Annotated in this window: 14 protein-coding genes; 10 read left to right on the forward strand and 4 right to left on the reverse strand. The window is 69.3% G+C overall.

The features are described 5' to 3' along the window. Window positions 1-179 precede the first annotated feature (179 nt). On the reverse strand, window positions 180-992 hold the full coding sequence (locus tag ACTOWL_RS11345) for a molybdate ABC transporter substrate-binding protein (RefSeq protein WP_441321335.1): 813 nt from the start codon (window positions 990-992) through the stop codon (window positions 180-182). Window positions 993-1,278: 286 nt separating this feature from the next. On the opposite strand from ACTOWL_RS11345, the gene ACTOWL_RS11350 reads away from it, so the two are divergent. Further along, entirely contained in the window at window positions 1,279-1,485 is a 207-nt protein-coding gene (locus tag ACTOWL_RS11350; protein WP_138887178.1) for a cold-shock protein, read from the forward strand. 85 nt (window positions 1,486-1,570) lie between these two features. Here the strand turns inward: ACTOWL_RS11350 and ACTOWL_RS11355 are convergent, their stop codons facing one another. From ACTOWL_RS11355 to ACTOWL_RS11365, 3 genes are all read right to left on the reverse strand, one after another. After that, window positions 1,571-1,918 carry a MucR family transcriptional regulator gene (locus tag ACTOWL_RS11355; protein WP_441321336.1) on the reverse strand — a complete coding sequence of 116 codons (348 nt, stop codon included), beginning with the start codon at window positions 1,916-1,918 and terminating at the stop codon, window positions 1,571-1,573. Between the two features lie 247 nt (window positions 1,919-2,165). After that, on the reverse strand, window positions 2,166-4,853 hold the full coding sequence (acnA, locus tag ACTOWL_RS11360; protein ID WP_441321337.1) for an aconitate hydratase AcnA: 2,688 nt from the start codon (window positions 4,851-4,853) through the stop codon (window positions 2,166-2,168). Window positions 4,854-4,942: 89 nt separating this feature from the next. After that, window positions 4,943-5,788: an alpha/beta fold hydrolase gene (locus tag ACTOWL_RS11365; protein ID WP_441321338.1), complete on the reverse strand. Its 846-nt coding sequence runs from the start codon at window positions 5,786-5,788 to the stop codon at window positions 4,943-4,945. Between the two features lie 94 nt (window positions 5,789-5,882). On the opposite strand from ACTOWL_RS11365, the gene ACTOWL_RS11370 reads away from it, so the two are divergent. The 9 genes from ACTOWL_RS11370 to ccmB all read left to right on the forward strand — a co-directional run bounded on the left by ACTOWL_RS11370 (window position 5,883) and on the right by ccmB (window position 14,613). After that, entirely contained in the window at window positions 5,883-6,968 is a 1,086-nt protein-coding gene (locus ACTOWL_RS11370; RefSeq protein ID WP_441321339.1) for an esterase-like activity of phytase family protein, read from the forward strand. 96 nt (window positions 6,969-7,064) lie between these two features. Then, window positions 7,065-7,487, forward strand: a complete 423-nt coding sequence (locus ACTOWL_RS11375) for a VOC family protein (RefSeq protein ID WP_441321340.1) — start codon at window positions 7,065-7,067, stop codon at window positions 7,485-7,487. Between the two features lie 54 nt (window positions 7,488-7,541). Beyond that, complete coding sequence (locus tag ACTOWL_RS11380) at window positions 7,542-8,048, forward strand: helix-turn-helix transcriptional regulator (protein WP_441321341.1); 507 nt, start codon at window positions 7,542-7,544, stop codon at window positions 8,046-8,048. Then, complete coding sequence (locus ACTOWL_RS11385; RefSeq protein ID WP_441321342.1) at window positions 8,045-8,455, forward strand: VOC family protein; 411 nt, start codon at window positions 8,045-8,047, stop codon at window positions 8,453-8,455. Before ACTOWL_RS11380 ends, ACTOWL_RS11385 begins: the two co-directional genes overlap by 4 nt. Window positions 8,456-8,562: 107 nt before the next feature. After that, window positions 8,563-9,969, forward strand: coding sequence for a cell envelope integrity protein CreD (creD, locus tag ACTOWL_RS11390; protein ID WP_441321343.1), 1,407 nt, complete (start codon window positions 8,563-8,565; stop codon window positions 9,967-9,969). A gap of 177 nt (window positions 9,970-10,146) precedes the next feature. Next, complete coding sequence (locus tag ACTOWL_RS11395; RefSeq protein WP_441321344.1) at window positions 10,147-11,619, forward strand: Ca2+-dependent phosphoinositide-specific phospholipase C; 1,473 nt, start codon at window positions 10,147-10,149, stop codon at window positions 11,617-11,619. 201 nt (window positions 11,620-11,820) lie between these two features. Next, window positions 11,821-13,203, forward strand: a complete 1,383-nt coding sequence (locus tag ACTOWL_RS11400; RefSeq protein ID WP_441321345.1) for a Ca2+-dependent phosphoinositide-specific phospholipase C — start codon at window positions 11,821-11,823, stop codon at window positions 13,201-13,203. 112 nt (window positions 13,204-13,315) lie between these two features. Then, window positions 13,316-13,951, forward strand: coding sequence for a heme ABC exporter ATP-binding protein CcmA (gene ccmA, locus ACTOWL_RS11405; RefSeq protein WP_441321346.1), 636 nt, complete (start codon window positions 13,316-13,318; stop codon window positions 13,949-13,951). Then, window positions 13,948-14,613, forward strand: a complete 666-nt coding sequence (ccmB, locus tag ACTOWL_RS11410; RefSeq protein WP_441321347.1) for a heme exporter protein CcmB — start codon at window positions 13,948-13,950, stop codon at window positions 14,611-14,613. Before ccmA ends, ccmB begins: the two co-directional genes overlap by 4 nt. The last annotated feature ends 25 nt before the right edge of the window (window positions 14,614-14,638 follow it).

Consider the following 14,638-nt stretch of genomic DNA (forward strand, 5'->3'; position numbering starts at 1 on the left):
CAAAATCCATATGCCGCAGCAGGCTTGCTGTTGAGAGATTCGAAATGGAATCTGCCCAAAAAATTGGTCTCTGAGAATCTCCTATCCGGAGATTCAAATTTGTCACAGGTGAATCTTGAGATCAGCCGCCGAAGGTTCGGCGAGTCGAATCCGAAACCAGAATCGGCGAGGGCGAAGGTTCAGGGAATCGTTGGCGCGTCGAAACCTGATTCCGCCAGGATCGCCTGGCCGGCCGGGGACAGGATGAACAGCGCCAGGCGATAGGCCTCCGACGGGGCGTCCTTCAGCACCGTCAGCCCGTAGGCGGCGCCGACCGCCAGCCCCTTCGGCAGCGGCACCACCACGAGATCGGGTCTCGCCGCCTGCGCCGCCTTGCCGCTGGTGCAGTAGCCGAGGAACATGTCGGCCTTGTCGTGCTCGATCAGCCAGGCGGCGGCGTTGGCGTCCTCGGGCAGGCCCAGCTTCAGCGCGCTGTCGGGCGCGCCGACCAGTTGCAGCGCCTTCCTGTCCAGCGCGGCAAAGGCGCCCGGGCGGATCGCCTCGGCCTTGCGGAACATCGCCCAGGTGTAGTCGCCGGACGGGTCGCTCTTCGGCGTCGAGGTGCCGAGCCTGACCGCCGGGTCGAGGGCGCGGTCCAGCACATTGTCCGCGGTCAGCCCGACCTTCGGCGCGGCGATGGCGCACAGCCGGTTGCGGGCAAAGACCACCAGCGGTCCGCCCAGCCCCTCCTGGTTCAGCCTTTGGGGATGGCCGGTGTCGGCCGAAGTGAAGATGTCGACCTTGTCGCCGGCCTCGATCTTCTCCCGCATCGTGCCGGAGGGGCCGAAGCTCGCCGTAACCTCGGCGCCGCCGGACTCGTGAAAGGCCTCGACGATCCGCAGCATGGCGCCGCGCAGGCTGCCGGCGCCGTACAGGGTCACGGCCGGATCCGCCGCCGCGGCGGGCCCCGCCAGCAGCGCGCATAGGATCAGGGCAGCGGTCAGCCGGCGCATGGAATCCTCCGTCACCATTCGCGCCGGAAGCTAGCGACCCGTCTCGACGTATTCAAATGAATACGTCGATGAACGTGCCGAACCACATATGTCGATATTCCAACCGGTTGCGGCTTGAGCCGCCGCACGGCTCGCGCGCGCAAGTTTCGGTCGAATCCGCATCGGGTGACTAGGCGACGGCTAAAAGGCTGCCTATGTGACTGGCTTCGGCTCACTTGGCCGACCGGCCGGGACCTCATTCGGCCGTGAACGACGGCGGCTTCGGCCGCCTATGGAGTGTAGACGTATGGCGACTGGTACCGTGAAGTGGTTCAACACCACCAAGGGCTTCGGGTTCATTCAGCCGGACAACGGCGGCAAGGACGTGTTCGTCCATATCTCGGCGGTGGAAGCGGCCGGGCTGCGGTCCCTGAACGAAGGGCAGCAGGTCACGTTCGAGCTGGCGCGAGGCCGTGACGGCCGGGAGTCGGCGGCGAACCTGCAGGTCTCCTGACGGTCCGCATCGACGGCTGAAACAAAAGGGCGGCATCCGAGACGGATGCCGCCCTTTTTGTTCGGAATGCTGCGGCGATCCCGCGTCAGCGCGACCGTGAGCGGAAGCGCTCGCGCGGGGTCTCGCCGATCCGAGTGCCGGCGCGCATACCGCGCAGGGCCGTGGTCTCGCGCCAGGGCAGCGCGGCGGCACCCACCGGCGGTTCGGCGATCTCGCGGCGGGGGGCTGCATCGGCCACGGGACGAGGCGCCTGCTCCGCCCCGGAGCCCTCGACCAGCTCGGTCAGGGCATCATAGACCTGCCGGATGATGTCCGGCACATGCGCGGCTTTGGTCTCGGTCCCGCGCAGATGCGCGGCCACGATCGCCGCGGTGACTTCGAGAACCTGGTTCGGCGTCGACAGCGCCGCCGCGCCGATCTCATTGATGGGCATCCGGCCCCCTCGTTGCTGTTGCGCTACCCGGTGACCTTCCCAGGACGTCCGGATGGCGACGCCTATTCCGCCGGAAACGAGTCCCGGCCTCACCGTCGCCACCGCCCATCAAGGATCGAGCGGCGGATCGGTTCCCTCATAGTCACCAGCTGCGCCGGATCGTCGCTGCCGCCGTCATGCCGGCCCTGAGAAGCAGAAAAGCCCGGCTCGCGCCGGGCTCTTCCAAAGGTTCAGGCAGTAAAGCGGCTTAGGCCGCGTCCTTCACCATGCTGCGCAGCACATACTGCAGGATGCCGCCGTTCTTGAAGTATTCCAGCTCGTCCAGCGTATCGATGCGGCTGAGCAGGGTCACGTCCTGGCGGCTGCCGTCGGCCCGGGTGATGGTCAGCACCATCTCCTGGCGCGGCTTCAGCCCCTCGGCGATGCCGAGGATGTCGAAATGCTCGGTGCCGTCGAGCTTCAGATCCGCTCGGGTGGTGCCGCCGGTGAACTGCAGCGGCAGCACGCCCATGCCGACCAGGTTCGAGCGGTGGATGCGCTCGAAGCTCTCCGCCACCACCGCCTTGACGCCGAGCAGGCGGGTGCCCTTCGCCGCCCAGTCGCGGCTGGAGCCGGTGCCGTACTCCTTGCCGGCGATGATCACCAGCGGCACGCCCTCGGCCTGGTAGCGCATCGAGGCGTCGTAGATCGGCAGCATCTCGCCCGAGGGCTGGTGCTTGGTGAAACCGCCCTCGACGCCCGGCACCAGCTCGTTCTTGATGCGGATGTTGGCGAAGGTGCCGCGCATCATCACTTCATGGTTGCCGCGTCGGGCGCCGTAGCTGTTGAAGTCGAGCGGACGGACCTGGTGCTCCAGCAGGTAGTCGCCCGCCGGGCTGTCCTTCTTGATCGATCCGGCCGGGGAGATGTGGTCGGTGGTGACGCTGTCGGCCAGCACGGCCAGCAGGCGGGCGCCACGCACATCGGTCAGCGGCTCCGGCTCCTTCTTCATGCCGGTGAAGAAGGGCGGGTACTGGACGTAGGTCGACCCAGGGTTCCAGTTGTAGGTCTCGCTCTCCGCCGTCTCGATGCTCCGCCACTCCTGCGGGCCCTCGAACACATTGGCGTAGCGGCTGCGGAACATCTCCGGCGTCAGGCACTGCGCGATCGTCTCGGCGATCTCGCGACCGGTCGGCCAGATGTCCTTGAGATAGACCGGCTGGCCGTCGCTGCCGGTGCCCAGGGATTCCGTGGTGATGTCCTTGGCGATCGAGCCGAGCAGGGCGTAGGCCACCACCAGCGGCGGCGAGGCCAGGTAGTTCGACCGCACATGCGGGCTGATGCGGCCCTCGAAGTTGCGGTTGCCGGAGAGCACCGCCGAGACGTTCAAGTTGCCCTTCTCGACCGCGGCGGCGATCTCGTCCGGCAGCGGCCCGGAATTGCCGATGCAGGTGGTGCAGCCATAGCCGACGGTGTTGAAGCCGATGGCGTCGAGGTCGACGTTCAGGCCGGCCGCGGTCAGGTACTCCGTCACCACCTGGCTGCCGGGGGCGAGCGAGGTCTTGACCCAGGGCTTGCGGGTCAGGCCCTTCTCCCGCGCCTTGCGGGCGACCAGGCCGGCCGCGACCATCACCGACGGGTTCGAGGTGTTGGTGCAGCTGGTGATCGCCGCGATCACCACGTCGCCCTGGTCGAGGCTGTGGTCCATGCCATCGACCTTGGTCGGGTTCGCGGCGGTGCCGGCATCGGCCAGCAGCTTGTTGAAGGCGACGGCGGCCTGGGACAGGGCGACCCGGTCCTGCGGCCGCTTCGGGCCGGCCAGCGACGGCTCGACGTCGCCGAGGTCGAGCGACAGGCTGTCGGTGTAGACCGGCTCCGGCGAATTGGCATCGCGCCACATGCCCTGGGCCTTGGCATAGGCCTCGACCAGCCGCACCCGGTGCGGGTCGCGGCCGGAGAATTCGAGATAGCGCAGCGTCTCGGCATCGATCGGGAAGAAGCCGCAGGTGGCGCCGTATTCCGGCGCCATGTTGCCGATCGTGGCACGATCGGCCAGCGACATGTGGTCCAGGCCTTCGCCGTAGAATTCGACGAACTTGCCGACCACGCCCTTCTTGCGCAGCATCTGGGTGACCGTCAGCACCAGGTCGGTGGCGGTCATGCCCTCGCGCAGCTTGCCGGTGATCTTGAAGCCGATCACCTCGGGGATCAGCATCGACACCGGCTGGCCCAGCATCGCCGCCTCGGCCTCGATGCCGCCGACGCCCCAGCCCAGCACGGCCAGGCCGTTGACCATGGTGGTGTGGCTGTCGGTGCCGACCAGCGTGTCGGGATAGGCGACCTGGTTGCCGGTGTTGCGGTCCTTCTCCACCCACACGGTCTGGGCCAGGTACTCCAGGTTGACCTGGTGGCAGATGCCGGTGCCAGGCGGCACGACGCGGAAATTGTCGAAGGCAGTCTGGCCCCAGCGCAGGAAGGCGTAGCGCTCGTGGTTGCGCTCGAACTCCAGGTCGACATTCTGCTGGAAGGCGTTCGGGGTGCCGAAGGCGTCGACCATGACCGAGTGGTCGATCACGAGGTCGACGGCCGAGAGCGGGTTGATCCGCTGCGGGTCGCCGCCCAGCGCGACCATCGCCTGGCGCATCGCCGCGAGGTCCACCACCGCCGGCACGCCGGTGAAGTCCTGCATCAGCACGCGGGCCGGGCGGTAGGCGATCTCGCGGTCGGACCGGCGGTCCTTCAGCCACTGCGCCATCGCCTTGACGTCATCGACCGTGACCGATCGGTCATCCTCGAAGCGCAGCAGGTTCTCCAGCAGCACCTTCAGCGAGAAGGGCAGGCGGGCGACGTCGCCGAGCTGGGCTTGGGCGGCCTCGAGGCTGAAATAATCATAGCTCTTCCCGTCGACCGTCAGCTGACGGCGGGTCTTGAGCGTGTCATGTCCGGTGAAGGTCACGGAAGGGCTCCTTCGGTCGAAGGCTGGTCGCGAATGGGCTGTGCGGCCTTCATGTAGCGCGTCCGTGCAAGCCGTTCAAATGCAACGGGTTAAGAACCGTTCGCAACTGCGAAATCGGCGATCCGCGGCAGCACCCGATCGGTGGCCTCGAAATGCGGCGCGTGCCGGCAATCCGGCACCAGCCAAGTCACGCAAGGCCCGGAAACCCCTGCCTTTATGGCGTCGAGCTGGGCCGGCGTGCCGTATTCGTCCTCCGCCCCCTGGAGCGCCAGCACCGGGCAGCGGATCGAGGGCAGCGCCTCGCGCATGTCGAAGCTGCGGAATCCGGGGGTCGGCCACAGCTCGGCCCAGTTGGCGAAGGTGAATTCGGTCTTGTCGCCGTGGTAGCGAACCAGCACGGCGCGCAGCTTGGAGTCCGGGGCGTGGAAGGCGGCATGAGCGGCGGCGATGCCGGCCAGGGTCTCGTCCTCGACGATGACATGCGCCGCCTCGGTCACCGCCCAGGCGGTGCGGCCGGGATGGGCCGCGGCGAAGATCAGGGCGATGCTGCCGCCGTCGCTGTGCCCGACCAGCCCGGCGCGGTCGATCCCGAGTGCGTCCAGCACCCGCGGCAGCACCTCGCGCCCTTCCTGGTAGAGATAGTCGGCGCCGCGCGGCGCCGGCAGCGGGTCGGACCGGCCGAAGCCCAGCCGGTCATGCGCCAGCACCGGATGGCCGGTGGCGGCGGCCAGCCAGGCGACGACGTCGACGCCGCGCCGCGTCCATTGCGCGACGGAGCCCAGCCCTTCATGTAGAAGAAGGATGGGGAGGCGCCCGGCGCTGCCGGGCGGATCGAGGCGCTGCCAGTACAGGCGGTGCCCGTCGACGCGGACGAAGCCGTCGCTGCGCCGCAGCGCGGCGGAATCGTTCGCCGGGGTGGCCGCCGGGTTGTCCATCCGCCGCTCCGTCATCAAGCCAACACACGCTCGTCATGCCGTTGTCGCACCGCCGTGGTCAACAGGGGCGCGCAAATGTCGGGGGAGAACGGATATGGGCAGGATCGGGTTTGCCATGCTCGGCGTGCTGCTGGCCTGTGCCGCGGTGCCGGTGCAGGCGGAGGGGATCGGGCAGCTGCGACTGATCGGCGAGGCGGCGCTGCCGAAGGGAATGGACTATCAGGGCACGATCGTCGGCGGCCTGTCCGGGCTGGACTGGGATCCGGCCGCCCGGCAGTGGATCGCCCTCAGCGATGACCGGTCGGAGAAGGCGCCGGCCCGGTTCTACACGCTGTCGATCGACTACGATTCCGGCGCGGTGCGCGGCGTCGCCGTGACCGGCGTGACCACGCTGCGCGACGCGGCCGGCAACGGCTTCGCGCCGAAGAGCGTCGACCCGGAGGCGATCCGCCGCGACCCCGCCAGCGGGCTGCTGTACTGGAGCAGCGAGGGCGGGGTGAAGGCCGGTATCGACCCGGCGATCCGCGTCGCCGCTCCGGACGGGCGCTGGCAGCGCGGCTTCGACCTGCCGCAGCGCTACCGCGTCTCCGAAGACAAGAACCTCGGCCCGCGGGACAATCTGGCGTTCGAGGGGCTGGCGCTCGCGCCCGACGGGCGGACGCTGTTCGTCTCCATGGAAAGCGCCCTGGTCCAGGACGGGCCGATCGCCTCGCTGGCCCAGGGCAGCCCGGTGCGGATCGCCAGCTTCGATGCCGAAACCGGCGCACCGGGGCCGGAGCATGTCTACATCACCGACCCGATCCCGATGGCGCCGATCCCCGGCGGCTCGGCCGACAACGGCGTGTCGGAGATCCTGCCCGCCGGCGACGGCACCTTGCTGGTGCTGGAGCGCGCCTACGCCCAAGGCCGCGGCAACTCGATCCGGCTGTACCGGGCCGACCCGACCCTGGCCACCGACGTCTCCGGGCTCGATTCGCTGCTCGACGGCAGCTGGCTCGCCATGCAGAAGACGCTGCTGCTGGATTTCGGCACGCTCGGCGTCACCCTCGACAATTTCGAGGCGATGGGCTGGGGTCCGGACCTCGCCAACGGCCATCGCAGCCTGGTCGTGCTGTCCGACGACAACTTCAACCCGGTGCAGGTGACCAAGGCGCTGGTGTTCGAGCTACGGCCCGACTGAGCGCATGAGTCGCGCTCATCCGCGGGTGAGAAACCGCGATTGGACAGACGCCGGCCGCCGCCTCACCTTGGCCTTCCGAAACGGAGGAGCCGAGGGATGGACACGACACCGCGGATCAACGGGCTGGCCGAGACCTGCCTCTATGTCGAGGACGTCGACCGCTCGGCCGAGTTCTACCAGCGGGTGCTGGGCCTGGAGCTGCTGTCCCGCTCGTCGCGGCTGGCGGCGCTGGATGCCGGGCGCCAGGGCGCGCTGCTGTTGTTCCGCCACGGCCTGACCTCGGACGGCATGGTCGACGACGAGGGCACCATCCCCGGCCATGAAGGGCAGGGGCGGCTGCACATGGCCTTCGCCGTTCCCTCGGAGGACCTGCCGGCCTGGCGGGCCCGGCTGGAGCGCGAGGGCGTCCCGCTGGCCGGCGAGACCCATTGGCGGCGCGGCGGCCGCAGCCTGTATTTCCGTGACCCCGACGGCCACGCCATCGAGCTGGCGACGCCAGGGCTGCGTTCGAACTACTAGGGGTTTGATCCCGCGGCCCGATGGTGCACCTTCCCGCCGGAAGGGGAATGCACCATGGCCGACACGGCGTCGAGATCAACCAGGGGCCGGGACCCCGCGCTGCTGCGCCGCCTGCTGCGCGCGAAGGACCGGATGGATGCTGCCTCGCATGAGGACTGGCCCGTGCCGCGGCTGGCGCGCGTCAGCGGCGTCTCCGAGGCCCATTTCGCGCGGTCGTTCAAGGAGGCCTTCGGCGTCCCGCCGCATCGCTACCTGCTGACGCGCCGGATCGAGCGGGCCAAGGCGCTGCTCCGCGACACGGATCTGCCGATCACCGAGATCGCGTTCGAGACCGGCTGGAACAGCCTGGGCACCTTCGGTCGCACCTTCCGCGACATCATCGGCGAGAGCCCGGGCGAGCTCCGGGCCCGCGAGAAGGCCGCCCCGCACCAGCGCGACCGGGTGCCGGGCTGCTTCCTCAGCGCCGCCCACCGGCCCGACCTCACAATCGCAGTTTCGGAGAAGCGGCGGCAGGAGGCAGACGATAGGGTGGCCGCATTCCAGGAAACGGAGGTCCCATGAGGCAGAGTCAGGGTGTCGGGTTGGTTGGTCTGTACGTCCGCGATCAGGACGAGGCCCTTCAGTTCTATGTCGAGAAGCTCGGATTCCGCGTCGAGACCGACGCGCAGAACGGCGACTATCGCTGGCTCACGGTGCAGCACCCGGACCAGCCCTCCTTCCAGCTCGGCCTGTTCTCGCCGCAGTCGCCGACGGTCGACGCGACGACCGTCCAGGCCCTGCGCGAGATCGTGGCGATGGGCGCCATGCCGCCGCTCGTGCTCATCGTCGACGACTGCCGCGCCGCCTATGACCGGATGCTCACCCGCGGGGTGGAGTTCACCCAGGAGCCCATTGAGCGCTACGGCGGCGTGGACGCCAGCTTCCGCGATCCGTCGGGGAATGGCTGGAAGCTGGTCCAGGCCAGGTGAGATCCGGGGGGCGCCGCTGCGCGCCCCCAGCTTTCCGCCGCGTCGCCACGAAGCGGCCATCGGCGGCCCCGACGCTGCGGGCTTCGCATCCATGAGCGAGGCCCGCCATGAGCATCGACTCCGTCCCGCCGGCCGCCGCCTGGCCCGCCCGCCGCCTTCGCGCCGGATCGCCGGCGCTGAAGGTCCTGGCCATCGTCTTCCTGACCGTCGCCTTCCTGCTGCCGGTCTTCCTGGTCTATGACGTGATCGGCGAGCGCGAGGAGCGCTACCGGTCGGTGGTGGATGAGATCGGCAGCAGCTGGGGCGGGCCGCAGCGCGTCATCGGGCCGATCCTGGTGGTGCCGTTCCGGGTGCCGTCCGACCCGCGCGCCGACGGCACGCCGCTGCCGCCGCTGGAACGCCAGCTCCTCATCCTGCCCGACCGCTACGAGGTCGAGGCCACGGCGGCGCCGGAGACGCGCAGGCGCGGCCTGTTCGAGGCCGTGGTCTACACCGTCGACCTCGCCCTGTCCGGGCAGTTCCTGATCGGCGATGCCGCGTCCCTGGCCGGGCCGCAGGCGACGATCGACTGGTCTTCGGCCTACCTCTATGTCGGTGTGGCCGACCCGCGCAGCATCCGCGAGGGCGTGTCGCTGCGCTGGGGCGGGCGCGACCTGCCGTTCCAGCCCGGCGCGCCGGGCGAGCTGGGCCAGCGCTTCGGCGCCGGCATGACCCTGCGCCTGCCGGAGCTGTCGGCGGCTTCGGCGCAGTCGGCCATCCCCTTCGCCACCACGCTGCGGCTGAACGGCAGCCAGCGCCTCGACTTCCTGCCGCTCGGCCGCTCCACCCGGGTGACCGCCAGCTCGAACTGGCCGGACCCCAGCTTCGACGGCGCCTTCCTGCCGGTGCGCTCCAGCATCGGCCCGCAGGGCTTCACCGCGGCGTGGGAGCTGTCCTATTTCGGCCGCGGCTATCCCCAGGCCTGGGTCGGTGGGGAGGGGGACTACCTCTCCGCGGTGTCCGGCTCCGCCTTCGGCGTGCGCTTCTTCCAGCCGATCAACGCCTATCAGCAGACCGAGCGCTCGGCCAAATACGGCATGCTGTTCATCGTCTTCACCTTCACCCTGTTCTTCCTGTTCGAGGCGGTGGCTCGGCTGCGCATCCACGTCTTCCAATACGGGCTGGTCGGGCTGTCGCTGTGCCTGTTCTACCTGCTGCTGCTGTCCTTCGCCGAGCAGATCGGCTTCGCCACGGCCTATGGCCTGGGCGCCGCCGCGGTGGTGGCGCAGATCGTGCTGTACTGCCGGCCGGTGCTCGGCACCTGGAAGCGCAGCCTGGTGCTGGGCGCGCTGCTGGCGATCCTGTACGGCGCCCTCTACGCCCTGATGCAACTCGAGGACCTGGCCCTGCTGCTCGGCTCGCTCGGCCTGTTCCTGGCGCTCAGCGGGGTGATGTATGTGACCCGCCGGATCGACTGGTACGCCGCCGCTCCGACGGCCGCCGAGGCTGCCCGCAGCGAGCCCCCGGTCGTGTGACCGACAGGGAGGGCCGCGATCCGGCGGCCCTCCCACCTTTCATTCCCACCTCCAGTGAACACGTGTCCCAAATCGTCATGAACACGTGTTCAAACCGTCATCCGGCCGTCTCCGAACGTCCCCTAGCATTCCCGTGCCGGCCGCTCCGGCCGGATCGAACATCTGGAGGGGGATCCGATGAGACGAGGAGGTCTGATTGTCGGGGCGGTCGCCGCCCTGCTGCTGTCGGCCATGGTGCCGGCCGTGGCCCAGGGCCTGATTCCGATCGGCCCGGGCTTGAATCCGAATCCCCGGCCGCCGGGGATGATCATCACCCCGCCGGCGCCGCTGCCTGCGGTGCCGAACGGCCAGGCGGTGTCCGGCACGACGCGCTACAACGCCGCCTACTGGTCGCGGCCGCACAACACCTATGACCGGACGCATTTCGCCCGGCTGACCGATGTGCTGGACCGCGGCAACCAGGTGGTCGAGCTCGACATCTATGGCGATTCCGGCCTGCCGGTGAAGCACAACCCTGGCGATTCGATCAGCCAGAACAACTGCCGGGGCGGTGCCGGCGGCTGGCTGCGGGACTGCCTGACCGACATCCGGGCCTGGAGCGACGCGCATCCCGGCCACCTGCCGATCACGGTCCAGCTCGATCTCAAGCCCGGCGATCTCGGGTTCTGGGGCTGGGATGCGGCGTCCAAGGCCGCTCTCGACTCCACGGTCGCCCAGCAACTCGGGGCCAAGGTCTACCAGCCGGAGGCGCTGCGGGCCTTCACCGGCTACGCCTCGCTGCGCGAGGGCGTCTACCGCGCCGGCTGGCCCACCATCGATGCCCTGCGCGGCCGCGTCATCGTACTGATGATGGGCGGGCCGCTCGGCGACAAGAACGACACCCAGGAAGAGTACGTCAACCAGTTCGGCGCCGGCGCCCACATCTTCGTCTGTCCGGAATCGCATGATCCGCACGACTACTATTGGAACGGCAACGCCAACGATTTCGACGATCCGAACACCAACAAATGGGTCGTCTGCGGCAATCAGCAGAACGACAAGTACTGGTACAAGAACACCCTGACCGCGCAGCAGAACGGCCAGTTGGTCAACCTGTGGTCCAGCAACACGTCGCAGTTCGACGGCTACTCCCAGATGTACCTGGCGGCCGGCTGGGGCGCCTCGATGATCAGCCGCGAGACGCTGGAGACCTGGGGCGGCAAGCTGCCGGTCAACGGCGTCCGCCGATCGGTCCCGACCGGTTTCGTCCTCGCCAGCGAGCTGACCGGCTACTGCGTCGAGGTCCAGGGCGGTTCCTACGGCAACGGCTCCGACCTCAACCAGTTCAACTGCTCGGACGCGGTGCGCCAGCAGTGGCGCTACAGCGACGAGACCCAGCTGCGGGCCGTCGGCAACGACAAGTACTGCTTCGATATCAACGGCGGTGACGGCAACAACGGTGACCAGCTGCACATCTGGGACTGCGACGGCGGCTCCAGCGAGAAATGGCAGTTGCAGCCCGATGGTCGACTGGTCGGCATGAACGGCCGTTGTGCCGATGTGGTGGACACCGCCCTTGGCCGGCGGCTGCAGATCCGCAACTGCACCGGCGGCGCCAGCCAGCGCTTCCGGCTCCGCAGCAGCGTGAACGCCAACAACCCGTATTACTGAGGGATGGTGCCGCGCCGTTTCCGTCTCCTTCCGGCGCGGCGCTCGGGGGCAGGGTCGTGTTGACCCTGCCCTTTCCGTCTGGGCGCTTGCTCTGTTCGATCGTCATGAACACGTGTTCAAATCGTCACGCGGCCGTCTTGGAAGCCGCCTAGCATCGCCGTCACACCGGTCCGGAACCGGGCTTTGACGAAGGGGGAATCGATGGGACGAGGTCTTCTGTCCGGGGCGATCGTGGCGGCCGCCCTGCTGCTGTCGGCCGGGGCGTCGGCCGACGTGCCGGCGGGCCAGCCGCTGGCCGGGACCACCGCCTACAACGCGGCCTACTGGTCGCGGCCGCACAACACCTATGAGAAGGCGCATTTCGCCAAGCTGACCGACGTGCTGGACCGCGGCAACCAGGTGGTCGAGATCGACATCTATGACGAGACCGGATTTCCGGTGAAGCACGATCCCGGCGATTCGAGCACCGACAACAATTGCAAGGCCGGCGCCGGCGGCCTGCTGCAGGATTGCCTGCGCGACATCAAGGCGTGGAGCGACGCGCATCCCGGCCACCTGCCGATCACGGTGCAGTTCGACCTCAAGCCCAGCCTGGGCCTGTGGGGCTGGGACGCCAGCTACATGTCGGCGCTGAACACGCTGGTCGCGAACGAGTTCGGGGCCAAGGTCTACAAGCCGGAGACCCTGCGGGCCTTCACCGGCTACGCCTCGCTGCGCGAAGGCGTCTACCGCGCCGGCTGGCCGACGGTGGATGCGCTGCGCGGCAAGGTGCTGGTGCTGATGATGGGCGGCCCCATCGGCGACAAGAACGACACCCAGGAAGAGTATGTGAACCAGTTCGGCAGCGCGGCGCAGATCTTCGTCTGCCCCGAGGCGCATGAGCCGAACGACTTCTACTGGAACGGCAACGCCAACGATTTCGACGACGCGAACACCAACAAGTGGGTGGTCTGCGGCAACCACGAGGCGGTGCAGTACTGGTACAAGGACACGCTGACCGCCCAGCAGAACGGCCAGATCGTCAACCTCTGGTCCAGCAACGAGAACCAGTTCGACGCCTTCCAGCAGATGTATCTGGCGGTCGGCTGGGGCTCCTCGATGATCAGCCGCGAGGGCCTCGACACTTGGTCCGGAAAGCTGCCGGTCAACGGCGTCCGCCGCTCGGTCTGGACCGGCTTCAGCCTGCGCAGCGCCTCCAGCGGCTATTGCGTCGAGATCCAGAGCGGCCTCTACGCCAACGGCTCGGACCTCAACCAGCGCAGCTGCACCGGCGCGGTGCCGCAGCAATGGATCACCAGCGACGAGACTCAGCTGCGCTCGGTCGGCAACGCCGAATACTGCTTCGACATCGACGGCGGCAACGGCAACAACGGCGACAAGCTCCACATCTGGGACTGCGACGGCGGCTCCAGCGAGAAGTGGCAGCTGCAGCCGGACGGTCGCCTGATCGGCATGAACGGCCGCTGCGCCGACGTGGTCGACAACACCAACGGCACCCGGCTGCAGATCCGCAACTGCACCGGCGGTGCCAGCCAGCGCTTCGACATCATCGGCAACTCGAACGCCAACAACCCGCATTACTGATCCGTTGCGGGGGGACGCCATGCCGTCGGGGGGCGGCGCGGCACGAGGGGGCAGGGCCGTCCGCGGTCCTGCCCCTTCCGTTTGGGGCCGTCCGGCTGCTATTGGCGGGGGGATGACCGCCCCGCCCATGCCCGAGCCGAGTCTGACTGCCGACGGCCTGGCCTGCCTGCGCGGCGGGCGGCTGGTCTTCGCCGGGCTGTCCTTCCGGCTCGACTGCGGCGAGGTGCTGGTGCTGACCGGGCCGAACGGCAGCGGCAAGTCCAGCCTGCTGCGGCTGGTGGCCGGGCTGGTGCCGGCCTTCGCCGGGCGGCTCGACTGGACCGGCGCCCCCGGCTCGATCGCCTATCTCGGCCACCAGGATGCGGTGAAGCCGGCGCTGACCGTGCGCGAGGCGCTGCGCGTTTGGGCCGCCATGGCCGGCATTGCGGCGGGGGAGGGGGCGGTCGACGCCGCCATCGCCGCGGTCGGGCTCGAAGGGCTGGACGACCTGCCGGGCCGCTACCTCTCCGCCGGCCAGCGCCGCCGCCTGGCCCTGGCGCGGCTGGAGCTCGGCCGCGCCGCTTTGTGGCTGCTGGACGAGCCGACCCTCGGCCTCGACGCCGCCTCGGTGGCGCGGCTGGAGGGGCGGATCGCCCGGCATCGCGCCGCCGGTGGGCTGGTGATGCTGGCGACGCATGTGCCGCTGGCGCTCGGCGATGCCCGCGGCCTGGCGCTGCAGGATTACGCGGCGGAGGACCTGGCGCTGTGAGCGCCTTCCTCGCCTTGCTGTCGCGCGACCTGCGCCTGGCCCTGCGCTCGGGCGGCGACGTCGCCGCCGTTCTGGCCTTCTTCGTCATCACCGTGGTGCTGTTCCCGCTCGGGGTGGGGCCGGAGCTGGCGCTGCTCGGCCGGATCGCCGCCGGGGTGGTCTGGGTCGCGGCGCTGCTGGCGACGCTGCTGGCGCTCGACCGCCTGTTCGCCCAGGACTACGAGGACGGGTCGCTCGACCTGCTGATGCTGTCGCCGCTGCCGCTGGAGGCCGTGGTGCTGGCCAAGGCGCTGGCGCATTGGCTGCTGACCGGCCTGCCGTTGATCCTGCTGTCGCCGCTGATGGCGGCGATGCTGGGGCTGCAGGCCGGGGCCTGGCCGGTGCTGGCGCTGTCGCTGCTGCTCGGCACGCCCTGCCTCAGCCTGATCGGCGCGGTCGGGTCGGCCCTGACCCTCGGCGCCCGCCGCGGCGGGGCTCTGCTGGCGCTCCTGATCCTGCCGCTCTTCGTCCCGGTGCTGATCTTCGGCGCCGCGGCGGTGGAGGCGGTGGCGACCGGTCTGACCGCGCGGCCGCATCTGCTGCTGCTCGGTGGTTGCCTCGCCGCCGCCTTGCCCCTGGCGCCGATCGCCGCCGCGGCGGCGCTGCGCCAGGCGCAGTCTTAGGCCGATCCAACTCGGCCTTGATTGT

The sequence above is a fragment of the Inquilinus sp. CA228 genome, assembly GCF_052078665.1.
In the GTDB taxonomy this organism is placed as follows: Bacteria; Pseudomonadota; Alphaproteobacteria; order DSM-16000; family Inquilinaceae; genus Inquilinus.